Here is a 20,347-nt window from a genome sequence, read left to right on the forward strand (position 1 = left end):
TCTGCAATTGTTATAATAAGAAAGGCAGGCGTATATCATGGAATTACGCGATGAAATCAAGCAGCTTGTCGAACAGAAGAAAGACGAGTTTTTTGCGGTCAGTGATAAGATCTGGGGGTATGCTGAAACCCGCTTTGAGGAGTTCCAGTCGGCGGCATGCATCGAAGCCGCTCTGGAAAAGGAAGGGTTTACCGTCAAGAAAGACCTGGCTGATATGAAGACGGCTTTTATCGGCGAATACGGCCAGGGGAAACCGGTCATCGGCATCCTCGGTGAATACGATGCCCTTTACGGCCTGAGTCAGCAGGCTGGTGTGGCCGAGCCGAAACCCGTGACAGAGGGCGGCAAAGGCCATGGCTGCGGCCACAATATCCTCGGTGCATCGGCGCTGGCGGCTGCCGTTGCCGTCAAGGATTACCTCAAGGCGCATGGCATCCCAGGGACGGTCCGCTACTACGGCTGCCCGGGCGAGGAGAGCGGTTCCGGCAAGGCGTATATGGCTCGGGCCGGGCTGTTCCGCGATGTCGATGTGGCCCTTACTTGTCATCCGAGCTACGAGAACAGCATTACGGGCTACAACTTCCTGGCGACGCTGCAGGTCTGCTTCAAGTTCCACGGCAAGAGCGCGCATGCCGGTGCCTGCCCGCACCTCGGCCGCAGTGCGCTCGATGCCGTCGAGCTCATGAATGTCGGTGCCAATTTCCTGCGCGAGCATGTCATCCAGGAAGCACGTATCCACTATGCCATCACCAACAGCGGCGGTTCATCGCCGAATGTTGTTCAGTCGGAAGCTGCCGTGCTCTATCAGATTCGCACGCCGCAGCTGCCTCAGGCCAATGATATCTACAAGCGCGTCGTCAAGATCGCTCAGGGCGCGGCGCTCATGACGGAGACGCAGCTGGAAGTCGTCTTTGACCGCGGCAGCTCCAATATCATCCCGAACCGCCATCTCGAGAAGCTTGCCCATGACTGCATGATGGAATACGGCCCTGAGCCCATCACCGAAGAGGATCTGGCTTTCGCCCAGAAGATTGAGGATTCGCTTGTGGGCAGCGACCGCACGTACAGCCAGGATATCCTCGATATGATTTATGGCCCGATCAAGGGCAAAGAGCTTGGCAAGCTCATTGAAGGCAAGCTGATCATGGATACGGTTTATCCCTATACGCCGACGGAAACGCCGATTGCCGCCAGCACCGATGTGGGTGATGTCAGTTGGAACGTGCCGGTCGTACAGGTCCTGACCAACTGCTATGCCAACAATACGCCGAATCATTCCTGGCAGCAGGTCGCCCAGGGTAAATCGCCGCTTGCGCATAAGGGCCTGCTGCTGGCCGGCAAGACCATGGCGCTTACAGCCGTGCGCCTGATGCAGGAGCCGGAACTCGTCAAGGGCATCCGCGATGAATTCAAGGAACGCATGCAGGGCAGGGAATATGTCTGCCCGATTCCCCCAGAAGTCAAGCCGGCACCGCATCGCTGATGGCAGCCGAAGACAGGGCAGGATGATTCTGTCATGCTGGAATGGGAGGCAGCAGAATATGGAAGAAATCATGAAAGCAATCATGCAGGACAAGCGCGTCCGGAAGGCGCTGGTTTATCTGCAGGAAGATCAGGACCAGATGATGAAGGATCTGCTGGAACTCGTGCAGATCCCGGCGTTTTCCAATCACGAGCGTCAAAAGGCGGAAGCCATGCGCGATAAATTTGCGGCGTTAGGGCTGCAGGACGTCCATATGGATGAGGTGGACAATGTATTCGGCACGCTGCCGGGAGCGGGCGATGGCCCAAAGATCATGATGGCAGCTCACACGGATACGGTCTTTCCGCTCGATACGCCGCTTGCCCCGCAGAAAAAGGATGGCATCTGGTATGCCCCGGGCATCAACGATGATACACATGGTCTCGCGGACCTTCTGACCATGATTCGCGCCATCAAGGCCTCGGGACTGGTATTTGCAGGGGATATTGTCTTCTGCGCCAATGTCGGGGAAGAAGGCCTCGGGGACCTGCGCGGCGTCAAGCATATCTTCCGGCAGCCCAATGACATTGCCGCCTTTGTCTCTCTGGATACGCCGACGCTGGGCGGCATCGTGCATCGCGCAACGGGCAGTTCCCGTTACCGCGTGACGTTCCGTGGACCCGGCGGACACAGCTTTGCGGATTTCGGCCGTCCGAGCGCCATCCATGCCATGGGACGTGCCATTGCGCGCATCGCGGATTTTCAGGTGCCCGATGCGCCGAAGACGACATTTAATGTAGGCGTCGTAAAGGGCGGGACCTCGGTCAACACGATTGCGGCCGAGAGCAGCTTCCTGCTGGATATCCGCTCGGACAGTCCGAAAGAGCTGGCACGGCTGGAAGGGGAAGCCGAGGCAGCCATCAAGGCGGCTGTGGCGGCTGAGAACCGCCGCGGCACACAGCAGGGCGCGGTAGCGGCAGAAATCCAGCAGGTCGGTTCCCGCCCGGCTGGTACGCAGGCCGATGACTGCCAGATCGTGCGCATTGCGCAGACGGCTTGCCGGGCGCTGGGCATCGAGCCGGAGCTGCGGGATGAGACGAGCACCGATGCCAATATCCCCATTTCGCTCGGCATTCCCGCGCTCAGCGTGGGCCGTGGCGGCAGGGAAGGCGGCGTGCATACGACAGGAGAATGGTTTGATCCGACGAAGGCCTGGCTCGGACCGCAGAAAGATCTTTTGATGCTGCTCCTGATGGCAGGCCTGCAGGATGTTGCACCCGCGCAGCTGTCAAAGCGATGATAGGAAAAGGAAAAGAGGATATATATGGATATTGATCAGAAAGTCAAGGATATGGCGGAGCATTTGTATCCGGAAATGGTCAAGCGCCGCCGGGATCTGCACCGTCACCCCGAAGCGGGCTGGACCGAGTTCCGGACGGCCAGCATGGTCATTCAGGAACTTGAGTCTCTTGGCTATGAGGTTCATTTCGGCCGGGAGGTCATCGATGGCAGCCAGCAGATGGGCCTGCCAGACAAAGATGTGATGGATGCCTGCATGGAACGGGCTGTGAAAGAAGGCGCGGATGAGAAGCTCGTGGCTGCCATGGCCGGTGGCCGGACCGGCGTCGTCGGCATACTGCGCACGGGCCGCCCCGGCAAGACTGTCGCGCTGCGCTTTGACATGGACTGCAACGAGGTCGAGGAAGCAAAAGACGAAAAACATCGTCCCTATCGAGAAGGTTTTTTCAGCCTGCATCCGGGCTGCATGCATGCCTGCGGCCATGATGGTCATACGACGGCGGGACTGGCTGTTGCCAAGATCCTTGCAGGCCTAAAGGATGAACTGACGGGAACCGTCAAATTCATCTTCCAGCCGGCGGAAGAAGGTGTGCGCGGCGCACGGGCCATGGCAGCCAAAGGCGTTGTCGATGATGCGGATTACCTGCTCGGTGCACATCTCATGATGCCGCCGGTCGGTTTCCTCGGCTACGATGTCCGGGGCTTCCTCGCCACAACAAAATTCGATGCGGATTTTACGGGCGTGCCGGCACATGCCGGCGGCATGCCGGAGTGCGGCAAGAATGCTTTGCTCGCTGCAGCCAATGCAGCCATCAATATCCAGGGCATCACGCGCCACAGCAAGGGCGTGACGCGCATCAATGTCGGCGTGCTGAATGCCGGTACCGGACGCAATGTCATTCCGGCACATGCGCATATGGAGGTCGAGACGCGCGGCGCGACGACGGAGGTCAATGATTTTGTCCAGAAGCGTGCGGAGGAGATTCTCAAGGGCGCGGCCATGATGTACGATGTCAAGGTACAGTTCATCCAGACAGGCGGTGCCGCCAGCGGCAACAACTCGCCGGAACTCTCTGCGCATGTCAGGAAGACGGCTGAGCGTCTTGGTATCTTCAACCGTCTGGAGGAGGTCCATGATATTGGTGGCAGTGAAGATTGCTCCTATTTCATGGAACGCGTGCAGAAGCATGGCGGCCAGGCGGCATACCTGATCATCGGCGGTTCTCTCGCGGCTGTCAATCACAACAACTATTTTGATTTTGACGAACGGGCTCTGGTCCTCGAAGCACAGCTGCTGTCCACTGTGGCCTGTGAACTGGTGAAGGGATGATGAACATGGCAGACTCCATGCTCCTGCAGGATATGTATTTCACCACGCCGGAAATGAAGCGCATCTTTGGCGACCGGAACCGCATTCAGAAACAGATGGACTGCGAGGCGGCGCTGGCTGATGCTGAAGCGGAACTTGGCATCATCCCGCGGGCGATGGCTGATGAGATCATGCGCTGCTCCAACGTGGATTTGATCGACTTTGAGGCACTCCAGGCGGATTTCGTGCGCACGGGCCATCCGTTTGTACCTGTCGTCCATGCATACAAGAAAATCTGTCAGGATCAGGCCGGCGAATACGTGCACTGGGGCGCCACGACGCAGGATATCCTCGATACGGGGACGACGCTGCAGCTTAAAGAAGCCTTTACACTCCTGATGAAGCGCTTTGAGCGCCTCTATGAAGTGACGGCTGATGCTGCCTATCGTTACAAGGATCTTGTCATGGTTGGCCGCACGAACGGTCAGCAGGCACTGCCCATTACCTTTGGTTATAAAATAGCCGTCTGGGGCTTTGAGATCCGCGAGAATATCGACCGGCTCCATGAGTGCAGCCGGCGCGCCTTCCGCGGCCAGCTGGCCGGTGCTGTCGGGACGATGGCTTCCTTTGGCACCCAGGGCCTTGCGGTACAGGAACGCTTCCTGCAGAAACTCGGCCTGTCCGTACCGCCCATCGCCTGGTCGGTTTCCCGCCACCATTATGCGGAGCTCATGAATGATCTGGCCCTCATGGCAGCGACCATGGGCAAGATGGGTACGGAAATCTATGCCCTGCAGAAATCGGAGATCGGCGAGGTGGAGGAAGCGCAGGGAAAAGGCAGTGTCGGTTCTTCCACGATGCCGCACAAACGCAATCCCTTCCGCGCCATGGAGCTCTCCACGAATGCACGGCTGGCCCGCGGCTGCGCAGCCACGCTGATGGACTGCCTGGAGCTTGAGCATGAACGTGACCCGCGCGGGGCCTCGGCGGAAATCCCGCTCTTCACGCAGATCTGTTCTCTCGTTCACGCTTCTGTCGAGCGGGCAATTGGCCTTGTGGAACATCTGACGGTTTACCCCGCACATATGCAGCGCAACCTCGGCTGCCTGCATGGCTTGATCTTCTCGGAAGCCATCATGATGCATCTCGGCAGGAGTGTGGGACGTCAGACGGCTCATGCGATTGTCCATGAACTCTCCATGAAGGCTTTTCAGGAAGAGAGCAATCTGGGAGATCTCCTGAAGCAGGACCCGCGCGTTCAGCCGTATCTCTCGGCTGATGACATTGATGCAATCATGAAGCCCGAGCGTTATATCGGGCTGGCTCCTCTCTTTGCCGAGCGGCTGAAGCAGCAGAAGGATGCGTATTTTTCCTCTTCGAAGTCTCGCTGATCCCCGCATGTATGACGGAAATTTCCCCTGGCGGCAGGAAGATGGCCGTTTGAAACGAATATCATAGAAAGAGAATATTCGAGGGAAGGGGAAATGAGGATGAAGATTTTGGTCACAGGCGTCACAGGGCAGCTGGGACATGACTGTGTCAAGGAACTGGAGGACCGCGGCATCGAGGTGCGCGGCGTTTCGAGCAGGGACTTTCCTTTAACGGAGCCGGACGCGGTTCGCCGCTTCATGCTGTCATATCGGCCGGATGCCGTCATCCACTGCGCCGCCTATACGGCTGTCGACCGCGCAGAAGAGGAAGAAGCACGCTGCATGGCGGTCAATGCCGGCGGCACGCGTGCGCTGGCCGAGAGCTGCCGAGAGCTTGGGGCAAAGCTGCTCTACATCAGCACCGATTACGTTTTTCCGGGCGATGGGGAGAAGCCTTATGAAGTCAATGATGAGAAGGGACCGCAGAATGTGTACGGCCGGTCCAAGCTGGCCGGCGAACAGGCCGTGCAGGAACTGCTCGATGCGTATTTCATCGTGCGCATCTCGTGGGTCTTTGGCCTCAATGGCAGGAATTTCATCCGCACGATGCTGCAGCTCAGCGAAACGCATGATGTGCTTACAGTCGTCGATGATCAGATCGGTTCGCCGACATACACGCGCGATCTGGCGGTGCTGCTGGCGGATATGATCCAGACGGATGCGTATGGCGTTTATCATGCAACCAATGAAGGATTTTGTTCGTGGGCGGAGTTTGCGGCCGAGATCTTCCGCCAGGCAGGGTGCGGGACGAGTGTCAAGCCGGTGTCTTCCTCGGCTTATCCGACGAAGGCCGTGCGGCCAAAAAATTCCCGTCTGAGCAAGCGTTCGCTTGATGAAGCAGGATTCCTGCGGCTGCCCCGCTGGCAGGATGCAGTCGGGCGTTATCTCATCGAGCTTGATACCATAAAAAAACCATGATATATCGACAATGCCCATTCAGCGCGTACAAACAAGCAAATGTACGCGCTGTTTTCTTTTCTGCATGTACATAGTACATCTGATGGATACAAAAAGATAAAAAGGTCTTGCATCCCCGTAATGTTTAGTATATACTAACATATGTATTCTTGAGAGAAACGATTTTATTTTTCTAGGGGGATTCATATGTTTCATAGAATCGGAAAGAAATACCGCGAGACGGCGCTCATCAAGCTCATCGCGCTGGGCCTCGTGCTCGGTATCATCATTGCCATAGCCGCACCGGCGGCTGTGCCGGCTGTCGCCGTGCTCGGCGATCTCTTTGTCCGTGCCCTCAAGGGCATCGCGCCGGTGCTCGTCTTCGTGCTGGTCATGAATGCGCTGGCACAGAAGAATTCGGATGCAAGTGCGTCCATGAAGCCAATCGTAAGGCTTTACATCGTGGCGACATTCTGTGCTTCGCTCGTCGCCGTTGCCTATTCGTTTGCCTTCCCGACGACGCTGCACCTGCAGGTGACGGATGCGCAGCTGGCTCCGCCGTCCGGCATCATCGAGGTCCTGCACAACCTCATCCTGTCGGTCGTGGATAATCCGATTCATGCTCTTGCTACGGCCAACTACATCGGTATCCTCGGTTGGGCCTGCCTCGCCGGCATCGCGCTGCATTCGGCCGGTGATTCGACGAAAGCCATGCTCAATGATTTTGCCAAGACGGTCACGAAGATTGTCCAGTGGGTCATCCGCTTTGCTCCGTTCGGCATCATGGGCCTCGTGGCCAATGCCATCGGCACGAGCGGCCTCGGCGCGCTGGTCGGCTACATTCAGATCCTCGGTGTGCTGCTCGCTGCGTTCTTCTCCGTGGCCCTCATCATGAATCCGCTGATTGTTTATCTGCATATCCATCGCAATCCGTATCCGCTGGTCTGGACGACGTTGAAGGAAAGCGGCCTTTATGCGTTCTTCACGCGCAGCTCGGCTGCCAATATCCCGGTCAATCTTTCGCTCTGCGAGCGCCTGGGACTCGATGAAGATACGTATTCCATCTCAATCCCGCTGGGCGCAACGATCAACATGAGCGGTGCGGCCATCACGATTGCCGTCCTGTCTCTGGCTGCTGCGCATACACTCGGCATTGCGGTTGATCTGCCGACGGCACTCCTGCTCTGCATTGTCTCGACGATTGGCGCCTGCGGCGCATCGGGCGTGGCCGGTGGTTCGCTGCTGCTGATCCCGGTTGCCTGCGCTTCGTTTGGTATCGGCAACGATATCGCCATGCAGGTTGTCGGCGTCGGCTTCATCATCGGCGTCATCCAGGATGCCTGCGAGACGGCACTCAACAGCTCGACGGATGTGCTGTTCACGGCTACGGCTGAGTTTGCCCAGCGCGCGAAGGAAGGCACACTGCATGATGAGGATATGGTTCCGCACAGCAACTGAGATTCTTGATTTACAAGAGCATATAAGATGAACGAACCCCGCCGCAGTCAGGTGAGAGTCACTTGGCTGCGGCGGGGTTTATTATGGTTATTTCGTGATGAATGCTTACATTATGAAGGGAAAGCGCTGCGCTCCTGCGGGCGCCATACACCCCTCCGCTCTGGTTCGTTCGCATCCTCGTACCGTGTTGCGTGCCTATTTCCATCGATGTTTCAGACACAAAAAGATGGCCCGGAGGCCATCATTGGAAAGGCTTATTTGCGAATGATCAGAGCCATGAAGACGAGATCCTCGGTTTTGGAGATATTCTGGATGCCGTGCGTTTCGCCGTTGGGGCAGAACGTCGTCATGCCGGCTTCGATGACGGATTCCTGGCCGTTGTCGTTGTAGAGGGCTTTACCCGAGAGGATGTGATACGTTTCGGTGTTGCCCTCGTGCTTGTGGACGGCGATGCCGCAGAGCGGCGGTACGATGACTTTTGCATACATATCGCATTTGCCGTCGAGTTCAGCCGGCGTCAGCAGCTTGACGATCGTGATGGTGCCGAGGCCTTTCTGTGCCTGGCCTGGAACTGGTTCAATAAATGCCATGATAAACGCTCCTTTTGAGATAGATGCCTTGCCGCAGGAGGGCAAGTTTGCTACAATAAATATACAATCATTAGTTTCGAGAAAAATGCGGGGATTCCTCTAAAAAGATGGAATTTGCGCTTTATTTTTTTGGAGGATATGCACATGGTCTATCTCTTGAAGTTCGGCGCCAGCTGGATCCTGCCGCCGGGAATCTTCATCCTGTCGCTTTTTGCCTTGTCCTGGTGGCTGTTCAAGGAGCGTGGCGAAAAGAAAGCAGCGGGTATCCTGCTGGGCCTGACGTTTGCGTTTTACCTGCTCTGCACGGGAATGGTGGCGGAGCGCACGATGGGGTGGCTGGAATCTGCCTATGAGCCGCCGGCTGATCCGCAGGGCGATGTCATCATCATGCTCGGCGGCGGCGCCTATGACGATACGCCGGATGTCGACGGTACGGGCACGCTCTGCGCGAGTCCCGCAAGCCGCCTGCTGACGGCCGTGCGCCTGCAGCGCCGCCTCGATGTGCCGATCCTGCTTTCCGGCGGGCAGGTCTATGAGGATACGGGGGCGGAGGCGAAGATTGCCAAGCGCGTGCTCATGAGCCTCGGCGTACCGGAGGATAAGATTCTCACGGAGACGAAGAGCATCAATACGAGCCAGAATGCCCGTTTCTCGGCGGAGATTCTGCGGGAGCAGGGGCTTTCGCACCCGATTCTTGTGACGAGTGCCTTCCATATGAAGCGCTCGGTGCTGAACTTTGCCAAGCAGGGCATCGAGGTAGAACCGTTCCCGACGGATTACATGGTTTCGCACCATCCCGTTTTCCACTATACGAAACTGAGGCCGCAGACGGAGTCCCTGCTCGATAATGTGACGGTCCTGCAGGAAACCTTGCGGACCTTTGTGACGAGGTATATCGAATGACCAAGAATCTCACGCAGGGAGGCCCTGCGAAGCTGATTTTTTTCTTCACGATGCCGCTCATCGCCGGCAATATCTTCCAGCAGCTCTATGCCTTCATTGATACGCTGATCGTCGGCCGCTTCCTCGGTGTCAATGCGCTGGCCGCCGTCGGCTGTACGGGCTCGCTGATGTTTTTGATGCTGGGCTTTGTCATCGGCTTCACGACGGGCCTCAGCATCTATACGGGGCAGCGCTTCGGCGCCCGGGATGAAGCGGGCGTGCGCCAGAGTGCGGCGGCCTGTGCCATCCTGGCCCTGCTGATGTCGGTCATCCTGACGATTGTGGGCTCGCTTCTCTGCCACCAGCTGCTCGTCTGGATGCAGACGCCGGCGGAGATCCTGGCGGGGGCGTATTCCTTCATCAGCATCATCTATGGCGGCATCCTGTTCTTTGTGCTGTTTCAGACGCAGACGAATCTCATCCGGGCACTCGGCGACAGCACGACGCCGACGATTCTCCTGGCTGCGGGGCTGACGCTCAACATCATCTTTGAGCCGCTGGCCATCCTCGTGCTGGGCTGGGGCATCCCCGGCGCGGCGCTGGCGACGCTGGCCTCACAGGTCTGCGGCAATCTGCTCTGCCTGCTCTACATCTGGAAGAAGGTGCCGGCGCTGCACATCCGCCGTGAGGACTGGCACCTCTCGCGCGCGATTTTCTGGGAGCATTTGCGCATTGCCCTGCCCATGGGCTTCCAGTCTTCCATCATCGCTATCGGTGCGGTCATCCTGCAGGTGGCGCTCAACGGTCTCGGTCCTCTGGCCGTCGCCGCTTATGCGGCCGCGCAGAAGGTCGAGTCCATCGCGATGATGCCGATGATGTCGTTCGGTCTGGCCATGGCGGCCTATACGGCACAGAACTACGGCGCGCGGAAGTTCCATCGCATCGAGGAGGGGGTCTGGAAATGCTCGGCGATGTCCGTGACGTTCAGCATCATCGCCGGCATCTCCCTGATTTATTTCGGCACGGACATCATGCATCTCTTCGTGGGAAGCGGTCAGGAAGAGGTCGTCACCTACGGCGAGCAGTATCTCATCGTCAACGGTTCCTGTTACTGGATTCTCTCGTTTCTCTTCATCTTCCGCTATACGCTGCAGGGACTTGGTCAGAGCATCGTGCCGACGATTGCGGGCATCATGGAGCTCCTGATGCGCACAGCCGCAGCACTCTTCCTCTGCGGCTGGCTCGGTTATCTCGGCGCCTGCCTGGCCAATCCCATGGCCTGGATTGGCTCATGTGTTCCCCTGGCCATCGCGTTTTTCTGGACGCGGCGCAGCCTTCGGGAAAAATATACAGCAGATTCCTTAGAATAACAAAGCCCCCGGCAGGATTCGGGGGCTTTGTTGTCGAAAACAGGATACAACGAACCAATCACTGGGAATCCATGCCGATGATGCCGGTGTATCGAGCGACATCAGGGCATGATATTTTATGAAGGGGTGGATCATCGATGTATCAAGACGAGTATAAACGCTGGGCTGCTGCGGACCTCCAGGATTTTGATCTGAACAAGGAGCTGCGCGACATCGCAGGGGACGACGAGGCCATCAAGGACCGCTTCGCTGTAGCACTTGAGTTCGGTACGGCCGGACTGCGCGGTGTGCTGGGCGCCGGCACGAACCGCATGAACATCTGGGTCGTCCGTCAGGCGACGCAGGGTGTTGCTGACTGGGTCAAGACGCAGGGCGGCACGCAGACGGTGGCCATCAGCTACGACAGCCGCCTCAAGGGCTGGAATTTTGCGCGCGAGGCCGCGGGCGTTCTCGCTGCCAATGGCATCCATGTGCGCCTGTACGAGGAGCTCATGCCGGTTCCGGCGCTGAGTTTTGCCACGCGCTACTATCACTGCAACGCGGGCATCATGATCACGGCATCACACAACCCCGCACAGTACAATGGCTACAAGGCATACGGCCCGGACGGCTGCCAGATGACGGACGATGCAGCTGCCGTGGTCTACGCGTCCATCCAGAAGACGGATGTACTGACGGGAGCCAAGCACATAAGCTTTGCGGAAGGCGTCGAGAAGGGCCTCATCCAGTTTGTCGGTGAGGACTGCAAGGATGCATTCTATGCAGCCATCGAAGCACGTCAGGTCCGCCCGGGCCTGGCAAAATCGGCCGGCCTCAAGCTCGTGTATTCCCCGCTCAACGGCACGGGCCTCGTGCCGGTTACACGCGTGCTCAAGGATATCGGCATCACGGACATCACGATTGTGCCGGAGCAGGAGTATCCGAACGGCTATTTCACGACTTGCAGCTATCCGAACCCGGAGATCTTCGATGCGCTGGCCAAGGGCCTCGAACTTGCGAAGAAAGAGGGCGCAGATCTCATGCTGGCAACGGACCCCGATGCTGACCGCGTGGGCATCGCGATGAAGTGCGCCGACGGCTCCTATGAGCTCGTTTCGGGCAATGAGATGGGCGTGCTGCTGCTCGACTACATCTGCCAGGGCCGCATTGAGAAGGACACGATGCCGAAGGATCCGGTGGCCGTCATGTCCATCGTCTCGACGCCGCTGGCCGATAAGGTGGCGGAGCATTACGGCGTGGAACTGCGCCATGTGCTGACGGGCTTCAAGTGGATTGGCGATCAGATCGCAGGCCTTGAGGCTGCCGGCCAGACGGAACGCTTTATCTTCGGCTTCGAGGAAAGCTACGGCTACCTCGCCGGCCCGTACGTCCGCGACAAGGATGCTGTCGTTTCCTCGATGTTGATCTGTGAGATGGCGGCATATTACCGTTCCATCGGCTCTTCCATCAAGCAGCGTCTCGAGGAGATCTATCAGCAGTACGGACGTTATTACAACAAAGTGGATTCCTTCTCGTTCCCGGGCCTTTCGGGCATGGACAAGATGAAGGGCATCATGGAGCACCTGCGTCAGCAGCCGCCGACGGAGTTCGCCGGCAAGAAAGTGACGGAGGTCATCGACTATGCCGAGCCGGAGAAGACGGGCCTGCCGAAAGCCAATGTCCTGACGTATCGTCTCGACGATGGCTCGACGGTTGTCGTGCGCCCGTCCGGCACGGAGCCGAAAATCAAGACGTATTTCACGACGCTCGGCAAGGACCTCGCAGAGGCCAAGGCTGAGAAAGACAAGCTGGCGGAAGCCGTAAAGCCGCTGCTGGCTTAACGAAACAAAAGCAAGACTGAAGTGTATGGGATGAATGTATCGGCAAAGGGATTTGGTGTTTGTGGCATCCGGGGACTCTATCCGGATGTTGTCAATGAGGAGCTGGCCTATCGTGTCGGCCGCGCGTTTCCAGGGCTAGCAGGAGCCCGGAAGGTCGCGGTCGGTCACGATATCCGCCTCTCAGGCCCGTCCCTGCAGGCAGCACTCGTCAGGGGACTGACTGAGGCAGATTGCGATGTACTGGATATCGATCTCTGCGGTACGGAGATGATTGCGTTTGCCGTCAGGGCGTATCAGCTGGACGGCGGCATCATGCTCACGGCTGGCAGCGATGCGAAGGCGTATAACGGCATGACGCTCATGCGCCGGGATGCGTGCCTGCTTACGGGAGATACGGGCCTCAAGGACCTCGAAGCGCTTGTCCTGGCCGCGGAATCTGCACCGGCTGCCGTGAGGGCAGGCCAGGTGGAGAAGGAGGATATCACCGAGGATTACATCGCCGATATTCTCTCCCATATCGATCTCGACAGGCTCAAGCCGTTCCGGGTCGTCGCCAATACCGGCAACGGGGCGGCGGGGCCTGTCATCAATGCCATCGAGAAGAAGCTGCCCTTTGACATCGTCAAGGTCAACAACATTCCTGACGGCAATTTCCCGAATGGCGAGCCCGACCCGCTGCTGCCGGGAAATCGCGAGGCCACGGCCAAAGCCATCCTCGAAAACGAGGCAGACCTCGGTGCCGCCTGGAACTGTGATTTCAGCCGCTGCATTCTGTTTGATGAACGCGGGAACTGCCTTGAAAGCGGCAGCGGCGAAGACGGCGGCAGCAGCATGCTTGCCTGGCTGCGCGTGATGGAACGATGTTCGCAGTTCGGAGTTCACAGTGAGACAAATGCATGATATAATAGGGCCGTATGGTAATATACATGACTCATATGGCCGTTTGGAAGCACCCGGCTTCTTCATGCGGTTGTAACGGGAAAAAGAAAGAGGAGTGTTACAAAGATGAGTTTAAAACTGAAATCCGGCTTTACGTTTGACTATGACAACCTGTATGGCGAAGGCAAAGTCACGGAAGACGATCTGAAGTTTTATGAGAAAGATCTCAAGAAGGCTCACGAGGCCATGAAGGTCATGCGTGAGACGGGCTTTATCCGCGCCCACCTTTCCAAAGATGGCGAGCCGGAGAAGGTTCTGTTCTCGCAGCTGCCGTACGTTGAGGAAGGCCATCTGAACAGCCCGAGCTCTCTCAAGCATCTGCAGGAACTCACGGACCACGTCAAGGACAATGTCGATGTCGTCGTTTCGATGGGTATCGGCGGTTCCTACCTCGGCAACAAGGTCCTGTTCGACGTTCACTGCGGTTCGTTCTGGAATGAACTTTCGAAGGAAGAGCGCAACGGCTTCCCGCAGGTCTACTTCAGCGGCAACAACATTGACCCGCGCAGCACGGGTGACCTCATCCATCATCTTGAGAACGAGTCCAAGATCCTGCAGTATCATGAGAAACGCAACCTCAAGGTCCTGCTGCTCGTCATCTCGAAATCCGGCGGCACGCTCGATACGATGTCGAACTTCATGGTCGTCTACGATGCTCTGCAGAAGTTCCCGGGCATCGATGTCGAAGTCGTCGCTGTCACGGACCCGAACACCGAGAACCCGACGCTCCTCAAGAAGCTGGCCATCGAGAAGGGCTGGCCGCAGTACGCTGTACCGGATGGTGTCGGCGGACGCTTCACGATTTTCTGCGAAGTCGGCCTGACGCTGGCTGCCTGCATCGGCTTTGACATCCAGTCGTTCCTCGACGGTGCGAAAGACATGGATAAGGCCTGCCAGAACGATGATATCTGGCAGAACCCGGCTATGCTCAATGCTTTCCTGAAGTTTGCCGCTTCCGAGAAGCATGGCCGCGATATCGAAGTCATGATGCCGTATGGCGATTACCTCAAATCCGTTTCCGAGTGGTACATCCAGCTGCTCGCTGAATCCCTCGGCAAGCAGTTCAACAAAGAGGGCAAGGAAGTCTGCTATGGCCGCACGCCGCTCGTCGCAGTCGGCACGACGGATATGCACTCCCAGACCCAGCAGCATCAGGAAGGCAAGCTCAACAAGGTCGTCCAGTTTGTCAAGATTGACAAATGGGCAAATGACCTCACGATCCCGAATGTCTTCCCGGAAGCCAAGAAGCTTGCGGACATCTCTGGCGTCACGATGAGCCAGGCTCTTGAAGTCGCTCGTCAGTCGAATGCCGATGCCCTGGCTTCCAACAAGCGCTACAATGCTTGCTTCACGCTGCCGGAGCTCACTCCGTACCACCTCGGCGAACTTCTGTACATGCTGGCTATGAGCGTTGCCTATGAAGGCGAACTCGCAGATGTCGATGCCTTCAACCAGCCGGGCGTTGAGTCCTACAAGCGCATCATGGGACCGAAACTCGCGGCTCTCAAGGCACAAAACAATAAATAATGGTTCAGCTCGTCTGATCCTTTGAAGGAAGAACCAAAAGCTCTGCCGGTCTTGTATCGGCAGGGCTTTTTTCTTTTTCTTACCTATTCAGGAGGTGGGCGCTTGACGATCTCATTGACAAAACATCAAAAATGCGGGGCCGGGCTGCTGGCAGGCCTTGCCGTTCTGGTCCTCTGGTGCTGGCCGGAGGATGAGGAGCAGCTGGAGATGCAGCCCGTGGCAGCCGAGGCCGGAAGTCAGGAAAGCGTGGCGAAGCCGAAGCTCGTACAGCAGGAACCAGCAGCTCTGGCGGAGATCCCGCTGTCTGAGCTGCGCAATCCCTTTTCCCTGCACCATGAGAAACGCGCGGAGAGCCAGTCTGTTCCCGGCAAACCATCTGTACGGCCAGATGCTTCACCGGAGAGAGCATCCGTGTCGCAAGGCACAGGCGGGGGCGCAGCCTCGAGGCCGGAGGGAGAAGCAGCTGCCCCGCAGCAGAGAACACCGGCAGAAGTGTCATCTGCTGTTCACCTGCGCGGGATACTCTACGGGGAAGCCGGGCGGTTCGCAATCCTTGCGGCCGGCTCGAAAAGTGCGTCCCTTACGGAGGGGGAGTCGTTTGCCGGCTGGCAGGTGCAGAAAATCGAGCGGCAGGGTGTGCTGCTGCTCGGGCCTCAGGGGGAACAGTATCTCCGTTTGCTTCATTCCGCTCGTCATTCCGATTAAGGTGAAAGAACTGGAAAGGAAGGTATAAGGCATGGGTATCAGAAGGCAGTCTTTTTTCCTGGGCAGTCTGGCGGCTGTCATCGCTTTGGGCAGTTCTCTCGTGAGTCCGTCCGCTTCGGCTTCGCCCGTCCAGGTGCAGGTCGAGGGCGGCGAAGTGCGGGATGTCATGATGTCGCTGGCGCGCATGAAGGGCATGAGCCTGATCTTTGATGAGGACATCAGCGGCCAGGTGACGATTTCCGCATCAGCAGAGCCGGAGCAGCTGCTGCGTCAAGTGGCGGCACTGAAGGGACTGGTGCTCGTGCAGGAGGAGAACGCGTATCTTGTGACGCTGCCGTCGAAAGCCGCCGCCCTGAAGCGCGTTCACGTCTATCCTGTGCGCCATGCCGACCCGTATGAACTGGCCCGGGCTGCCAGTCTCAGCCTCATGGCAGAGCATCCGGCACATGATGGGAAGGAAAAAGAGACGCCTGCGGCGGAGGAGGCGAAAAGACGCATCCTGGTCGACAGCGCGACGAACAGCCTCTTGCTTTACGGCGATGCGGCAGAAGCGCAACACACGATGTCCCTGCTGCGGGAGCTCGATGTGGAGCCGCGGCAGGTGTCGCTCGAGGCGAAGGTCGTGGCGATTTCCAAGGATGCGGCGAAGCAGCTCGGCGTGGAATGGCAGTGGTCGAGTCTGCCGCGCTATCCGGAACACAGTGAGACGTATCGCCACAAGGGCACGAACCGCGAGGAGAAGGAGTATGAGATTCACCGCTCGACGGGCGGCGAGGGCGTGCCCGGCATCATCCAGTTCGGGCGCGGCCCTGAAGGCATCCCGTTTGAGTTTTACTATGGTGCCAAACTCCATGCACTCGTATCAGACGGCAAGGCCAGGATCCTCGCGCGTCCGAATATCACAACACTGCAGGGCAGGGAAGCCGTCATCAACATCGGCGGTGAGGTTCCCGTGCCGACGCAGACGGTCAATGAGACATCGACGACGACGACTTTTTCTTACCGGCAGGCCGGCATCATCCTGCGCTGCCGCCCGCGCCTGCATGACGATGGCCGTATCACGGCTGAGGTCCATACCGAGGTCAGCTCACCGCTTTATGTCGCCGATATCAAGGCGTATCGCTTCCAGAACCGCCGGGCCGATACGACCGTATCCCTGCGGGATGGGGAAACGATGGTCATCGGCGGCCTGATCGGCAGCGAGGAATCGCGCACCATGAGCAAGATCCCCTTCCTTGGCGACCTGCCCATACTGGGTAATTTTTTCCGCAGTCTCAAGAAGAGCCATTCAGAATCCGAGGTCATGATCTTCTTGACGGCACATGCTCTGCCGGATGGCAGCGCAGGAACGTCCAACAGCATGTAAGCGCATGGGATGGGCGCATGGTTTGACAAAAGACGGAAAGTCAGCAATAATGATTTTCAGAGAGAGCATGCCTCCACTGCGGGAGGCTGCTGCCTGATCATGTCGAGAGGAGGGATTGATGCCTTGGGCTATATCTGCCTTACCGTGTTCCTGTTTTGTGTTTCACTGCTGCCGCCGGCCTATCTGCGCTACTATCCGTTCCGTTCCATCGCCGGTTCAACGACGCGCCGTTTCCTGATTGGCGGCCATCTCATTATCTTCCTGCTGGAGTTAATCCTGCTGTCCCTGTTGTTTTACCGGGAAATCCTGACGTTTGATGACGGCATCTTCCAGAAACTGTATTATTTCTGTTATATGCCGCATTTCCTGCTGCTGATTTTCACGATACGGCCCTATTGGTTCCGCCATCTCTTTGTCCTCGGACTGCAGGCCATCTACATGATTTCGATTCATACGCTGGCGCTCGAGGTGTTCAAGATGCTTTTGCCGCAGGCCTGGATGTTCAACCGCTTCCACTTGTACTTTGTCATCTACCTCGCGCTGTTCCTGCTCGGGATGCCGCTGATGATGCGCATCCTGCGGCAGCTTTTCACGTCCCGTCAGCTCCTCGGGAAGCGTCCGTCGTTCTGGTTGTACCTGGGCCCGGTGCCGCTGCTCTTATGCTACTACCACGGCAACGCCGGGTATATGACGCTGGATCCCTCGCTTCTCTTCCTGCCTTCCATCCAGCTTTACACCGTGGTCACGAGAGGCGTGCTGCTGCTCGTCGGCCTGTTCCTGGTGGTGTCGATACGCGACGGTATCCTGCAGGTGCAGAAGATGTTTTCCCTAAAGGAGCGGAATCTGCAGCTGCAGGAGCAGTTGACGCAGCTCAACGATTATGCCGTTTCCCTGCGCCAGGAACAGAAGGAGCTGGCCATTCTGCGCCATGACAGCCGTCATCAGCTGCGGATGCTGGCGGAACTCGTGGAAAACGGCCATTATCGGGAGGCGGAGCAGCTGCTGCTGCGACTCCAGGAAGAGATGGTGAAGAAATGAAGGCATTCTTCGTATCGCTTGGCATCACGACAATCTACACGCTGGTCCTGCAGATTTTTTATTCCCTGCAGATCCTGCCGTTCCGGAATTTCCTGGAACAGAAGCAGAAGCGGCAGCTGGCTGCCTGCTGGGCCATCATGGTCCTGTTGGAAATCATCGGCTTCCAGTTCCTGATCGGGCAGGATATCTTTCCTTCGCATGCTGCTGCCTACTGGGCGATGGGATATGTGGGCTGGCTGCCGCCCTTCCTGCTGAGTCTCTGGTTCACGAAACCATTCTGGATCGGCCATTTGTTCATTCTGTCATTCCGCATCCTGCTCACCAGTTGTTTCTATACCTTCATGCGCCATTTCTTCCTGGCTGCCTTCCCCGATACGCCCTTTGAGGACCTTTGTCTGGAGGAAATCCTCTTTTACGGAGGGCTGTGCCTGATTTCCTTTCCCTTCCTGCTGCGCTTTTTCACCAATGTGTTCAGCCACTTCCAGGAAGCGTCCACGCGGCGTTACTGGCGTTCCATCACGATCATCCCGATGCTGCTGGCCATCGATACGCTCTACATCAGCCTTTATGATTCGCAGGAGCAGTATTTCAGCCTGCTCGGCGCGCGCTTTTTCCTGCTCGCCGTGATCGTCCTGCTCATGGCCAGTGTGCGCAGCGGCCAGGTGGAGGTGTATGAGGAGCTCGATACGTATGAGAAGAATCACACGCTGCATCAGCAGCTCGTGTCAGCGGCGAATTATGTGGAGATGTCCCGGGACTCGAAGCGGCGTATGGCGGCCATTTACCAGGAGCGGCGGGAACATCTGACGAAGCTCCTGGCTCTCGTGCAGTGCAGGGACCGGGATGGCGTGCTGGCATACATCGAGTCGCTCGGCATGGAGTTTGACCGCACGAAACTGCCGCGGTACTGTCAGAACGTCCTCATCAATGCGGCTCTGACGGTTTACCTTTCGCGGGCGAAGGAAGAGGGCATCCCCGTTACGGCGGCCGTCGATCTGCCGGAGGAGATACCGTTCAGCGGGGATCTGTCCATCGTGCTGTCCAACCTGCTCGAGAATGCCCTGCTGGCCAGCCGCAGACAGCCGCCGGACTGCCGGAATATCACGGTGGTGGCCCGGCGGCAGGGCGGCATGCTGAATATCCTCGTGAAGAATCTGTTTGCCGGCTTCGTGCCGTTCGATGGCGACGGTTTGCCCGTGACGCATGTCACGGGGCACGGCCTCGGCATGAAATCCCTGGCCCGTTTCCGTGATAAATACGAAGCTGGTGTCCTGTGCCAGCAGAAGGATGGCTGGTTCATCACGTACCTGCAGGTATCGATGGCGCCGGTTGAATCCCTGGATTAAACAAACAACGGGAGCTGCACGTGCAGCTCCCGTTTTCTGTTTGCCTTCAGGTGGCGAACATGAATTGGAAGTAGAGTTCCTGGAATTCCCGGTACTTGCGCTTGCCGAGCGGGATGTGATGGCCATGAATCTCCACGTATTCTGTCTTGATCAGATGAATGGCATTGAGGTTCACGAGGTAGCCCTTGTTGGGCGAAGCGAACTGTCCCGGCGCAATCTTGTCGAGTTCTTCTTTCATTTCCTGGATGGATTTTCTCGTTTCCAGCATGGTGTCGTCGTTGAGATGAACCTGGATGATGTGGCCGTGGCTTTCCATGTACAGGATGCGGGCGATTTCCTCGACTCGGATGCCGCCGCCCACGAGCCGGAAGATCATCTTGGCGCTGTTTCGCTGGCGGATGTAGGAGAAGGCCCGGTCCATAGCCTTGTTGAACTGATTTTGCGTAAAGGGCTTCAGGAGATAGTCCGTCGCCTTTACGGCAAAGGCATCGACGGCAAATTCATCGCTCGTGGTCAGGAAGATGATCTCGGCCCTGCTGTGCCGGTTCCGGAGCTCCTGTGCCGCGTCCATGCCCGAAAGACCCGGCATGCAGACATCGAGCAGGACAATGTCGAACACAGCGCCATGTTCAATGGCATCGATGAAGGCAAAGGCGCTATCGAAGTCTTCATAAGAGACGAATTCCCGCTTGGTCTTAAAGTAGTTTTCCGCTGCTTTTCGGATGAGCTGGACTTGTTCCGCCTGGTCATCACAAATTGCAATCCGTAACATCGTATCTCCTCCCTCATGCCCGCAGGCCGTATTCATATTTTATATTATACCAAGTTTAGCGGGACTCGGCAGGAAAGGTGTCCTGAAGTGGCGATTTTTTGACATGAACGGATGGTTTTCAGGCCCGTCTGACGAAA

Annotated in this window: 17 protein-coding genes; 15 read left to right on the top strand and 2 right to left on the bottom strand. The window is 57.6% G+C overall.

Annotation, left to right across the window (positions count from 1 at the left end):
• Positions 1-37 precede the first annotated feature (37 nt).
• The 6 genes from DWZ54_RS10205 (at position 38) to sstT (ending at position 7,855) form a co-directional block, all read left to right on the top strand.
• Positions 38-1,483 (top strand): M20 family metallopeptidase, encoded by a 1,446-nt coding sequence (locus tag DWZ54_RS10205; protein WP_118476065.1) that lies wholly within the window; start codon positions 38-40, stop codon positions 1,481-1,483.
• A gap of 58 nt (positions 1,484-1,541) precedes the next feature.
• A complete protein-coding gene (locus tag DWZ54_RS10210; RefSeq protein WP_158573650.1) occupies positions 1,542-2,762 on the top strand; it encodes a M20/M25/M40 family metallo-hydrolase in 1,221 nt (406 codons plus the stop codon).
• A 24-nt stretch (positions 2,763-2,786) separates the two neighbouring features.
• Positions 2,787-4,091 (top strand): amidohydrolase, encoded by a 1,305-nt coding sequence (locus DWZ54_RS10215; RefSeq protein ID WP_199663348.1) that lies wholly within the window; start codon positions 2,787-2,789, stop codon positions 4,089-4,091.
• Between the two features lie 5 nt (positions 4,092-4,096).
• Entirely contained in the window at positions 4,097-5,461 is a 1,365-nt protein-coding gene (gene purB / locus DWZ54_RS10220) for an adenylosuccinate lyase (protein ID WP_158573651.1), read from the top strand.
• Positions 5,462-5,560: 99 nt separating this feature from the next.
• On the top strand, positions 5,561-6,418 hold the full coding sequence (gene rfbD, locus DWZ54_RS10225) for a dTDP-4-dehydrorhamnose reductase (RefSeq protein ID WP_118476073.1): 858 nt from the start codon (positions 5,561-5,563) through the stop codon (positions 6,416-6,418).
• Positions 6,419-6,604: 186 nt separating this feature from the next.
• Complete coding sequence (gene sstT / locus DWZ54_RS10230; RefSeq protein WP_118476075.1) at positions 6,605-7,855, top strand: serine/threonine transporter SstT; 1,251 nt, start codon at positions 6,605-6,607, stop codon at positions 7,853-7,855.
• Between the two features lie 254 nt (positions 7,856-8,109).
• Here the strand turns inward: sstT and DWZ54_RS10235 are convergent, their stop codons facing one another.
• Positions 8,110-8,445 carry a cupin domain-containing protein gene (locus DWZ54_RS10235; RefSeq protein WP_118476077.1) on the bottom strand — a complete coding sequence of 112 codons (336 nt, stop codon included), beginning with the start codon at positions 8,443-8,445 and terminating at the stop codon, positions 8,110-8,112.
• Between the two features lie 144 nt (positions 8,446-8,589).
• On the opposite strand from DWZ54_RS10235, the gene DWZ54_RS10240 reads away from it, so the two are divergent.
• The 9 genes from DWZ54_RS10240 (at position 8,590) to DWZ54_RS10280 (ending at position 19,438) form a co-directional block, all read left to right on the top strand.
• Positions 8,590-9,348, top strand: a complete 759-nt coding sequence (locus DWZ54_RS10240) for a YdcF family protein (RefSeq protein WP_118476079.1) — start codon at positions 8,590-8,592, stop codon at positions 9,346-9,348.
• On the top strand, positions 9,345-10,697 hold the full coding sequence (locus DWZ54_RS10245; protein ID WP_118476081.1) for an MATE family efflux transporter: 1,353 nt from the start codon (positions 9,345-9,347) through the stop codon (positions 10,695-10,697). Before DWZ54_RS10240 ends, DWZ54_RS10245 begins: the two co-directional genes overlap by 4 nt.
• Positions 10,698-10,834: 137 nt before the next feature.
• Positions 10,835-12,517, top strand: coding sequence for a phospho-sugar mutase (locus DWZ54_RS10250; RefSeq protein ID WP_118476083.1), 1,683 nt, complete (start codon positions 10,835-10,837; stop codon positions 12,515-12,517).
• 30 nt (positions 12,518-12,547) lie between these two features.
• Positions 12,548-13,417, top strand: a complete 870-nt coding sequence (locus DWZ54_RS10255) for a hypothetical protein (RefSeq protein ID WP_118476085.1) — start codon at positions 12,548-12,550, stop codon at positions 13,415-13,417.
• A gap of 105 nt (positions 13,418-13,522) precedes the next feature.
• A complete protein-coding gene (locus DWZ54_RS10260) occupies positions 13,523-14,983 on the top strand; it encodes a glucose-6-phosphate isomerase (protein WP_118476087.1) in 1,461 nt (486 codons plus the stop codon).
• A 102-nt stretch (positions 14,984-15,085) separates the two neighbouring features.
• Positions 15,086-15,688 (top strand): hypothetical protein, encoded by a 603-nt coding sequence (locus tag DWZ54_RS10265; RefSeq protein ID WP_118476089.1) that lies wholly within the window; start codon positions 15,086-15,088, stop codon positions 15,686-15,688.
• 31 nt (positions 15,689-15,719) lie between these two features.
• The gene (locus tag DWZ54_RS10270) at positions 15,720-17,054 is read left to right on the top strand and encodes a type II secretion system protein GspD (RefSeq protein WP_118476091.1); all 1,335 of its coding nucleotides are present in this window, start codon (positions 15,720-15,722) and stop codon (positions 17,052-17,054) included.
• 99 nt (positions 17,055-17,153) lie between these two features.
• Positions 17,154-18,092, top strand: coding sequence for a hypothetical protein (locus DWZ54_RS10275; protein ID WP_158573652.1), 939 nt, complete (start codon positions 17,154-17,156; stop codon positions 18,090-18,092).
• Positions 18,089-19,438, top strand: coding sequence for a sensor histidine kinase (locus tag DWZ54_RS10280; RefSeq protein WP_118476094.1), 1,350 nt, complete (start codon positions 18,089-18,091; stop codon positions 19,436-19,438). Before DWZ54_RS10275 ends, DWZ54_RS10280 begins: the two co-directional genes overlap by 4 nt.
• A 46-nt stretch (positions 19,439-19,484) precedes the next feature.
• On the opposite strand, the gene DWZ54_RS10285 is transcribed toward DWZ54_RS10280, so the two are convergent.
• Complete coding sequence (locus DWZ54_RS10285) at positions 19,485-20,210, bottom strand: LytTR family DNA-binding domain-containing protein (protein ID WP_118476096.1); 726 nt, start codon at positions 20,208-20,210, stop codon at positions 19,485-19,487.
• Positions 20,211-20,347 lie beyond the last annotated feature (137 nt).

The organism is Mitsuokella sp. AF33-22 (genome assembly GCF_003475755.1).
Lineage (GTDB): Bacteria > Bacillota > Negativicutes > Selenomonadales > Selenomonadaceae > Mitsuokella.

Coding starts and splice junctions, on each gene's coding strand:
- DWZ54_RS10270 (WP_118476091.1), top strand. CDS start 15,720: ATGGGTATCAGAAGGCAGTCTTTTTTCCTGGGCAGTCTGGCGGCTGTC.
- DWZ54_RS10235 (WP_118476077.1), bottom strand. CDS start 8,445: ATGGCATTTATTGAACCAGTTCCAGGCCAGGCACAGAAAGGCCTCGGC.
- DWZ54_RS10240 (WP_118476079.1), top strand. CDS start 8,590: ATGGTCTATCTCTTGAAGTTCGGCGCCAGCTGGATCCTGCCGCCGGGA.
- purB (WP_158573651.1), top strand. CDS start 4,097: ATGGCAGACTCCATGCTCCTGCAGGATATGTATTTCACCACGCCGGAA.
- DWZ54_RS10285 (WP_118476096.1), bottom strand. CDS start 20,210: ATGTTACGGATTGCAATTTGTGATGACCAGGCGGAACAAGTCCAGCTC.
- DWZ54_RS10255 (WP_118476085.1), top strand. CDS start 12,548: ATGAATGTATCGGCAAAGGGATTTGGTGTTTGTGGCATCCGGGGACTC.
- DWZ54_RS10210 (WP_158573650.1), top strand. CDS start 1,542: ATGGAAGAAATCATGAAAGCAATCATGCAGGACAAGCGCGTCCGGAAG.
- DWZ54_RS10260 (WP_118476087.1), top strand. CDS start 13,523: ATGAGTTTAAAACTGAAATCCGGCTTTACGTTTGACTATGACAACCTG.
- DWZ54_RS10205 (WP_118476065.1), top strand. CDS start 38: ATGGAATTACGCGATGAAATCAAGCAGCTTGTCGAACAGAAGAAAGAC.
- DWZ54_RS10280 (WP_118476094.1), top strand. CDS start 18,089: ATGAAGGCATTCTTCGTATCGCTTGGCATCACGACAATCTACACGCTG.
- DWZ54_RS10250 (WP_118476083.1), top strand. CDS start 10,835: ATGTATCAAGACGAGTATAAACGCTGGGCTGCTGCGGACCTCCAGGAT.
- DWZ54_RS10245 (WP_118476081.1), top strand. CDS start 9,345: ATGACCAAGAATCTCACGCAGGGAGGCCCTGCGAAGCTGATTTTTTTC.
- DWZ54_RS10275 (WP_158573652.1), top strand. CDS start 17,154: ATGTCGAGAGGAGGGATTGATGCCTTGGGCTATATCTGCCTTACCGTG.
- sstT (WP_118476075.1), top strand. CDS start 6,605: ATGTTTCATAGAATCGGAAAGAAATACCGCGAGACGGCGCTCATCAAG.
- DWZ54_RS10215 (WP_199663348.1), top strand. CDS start 2,787: ATGGATATTGATCAGAAAGTCAAGGATATGGCGGAGCATTTGTATCCG.
- rfbD (WP_118476073.1), top strand. CDS start 5,561: ATGAAGATTTTGGTCACAGGCGTCACAGGGCAGCTGGGACATGACTGT.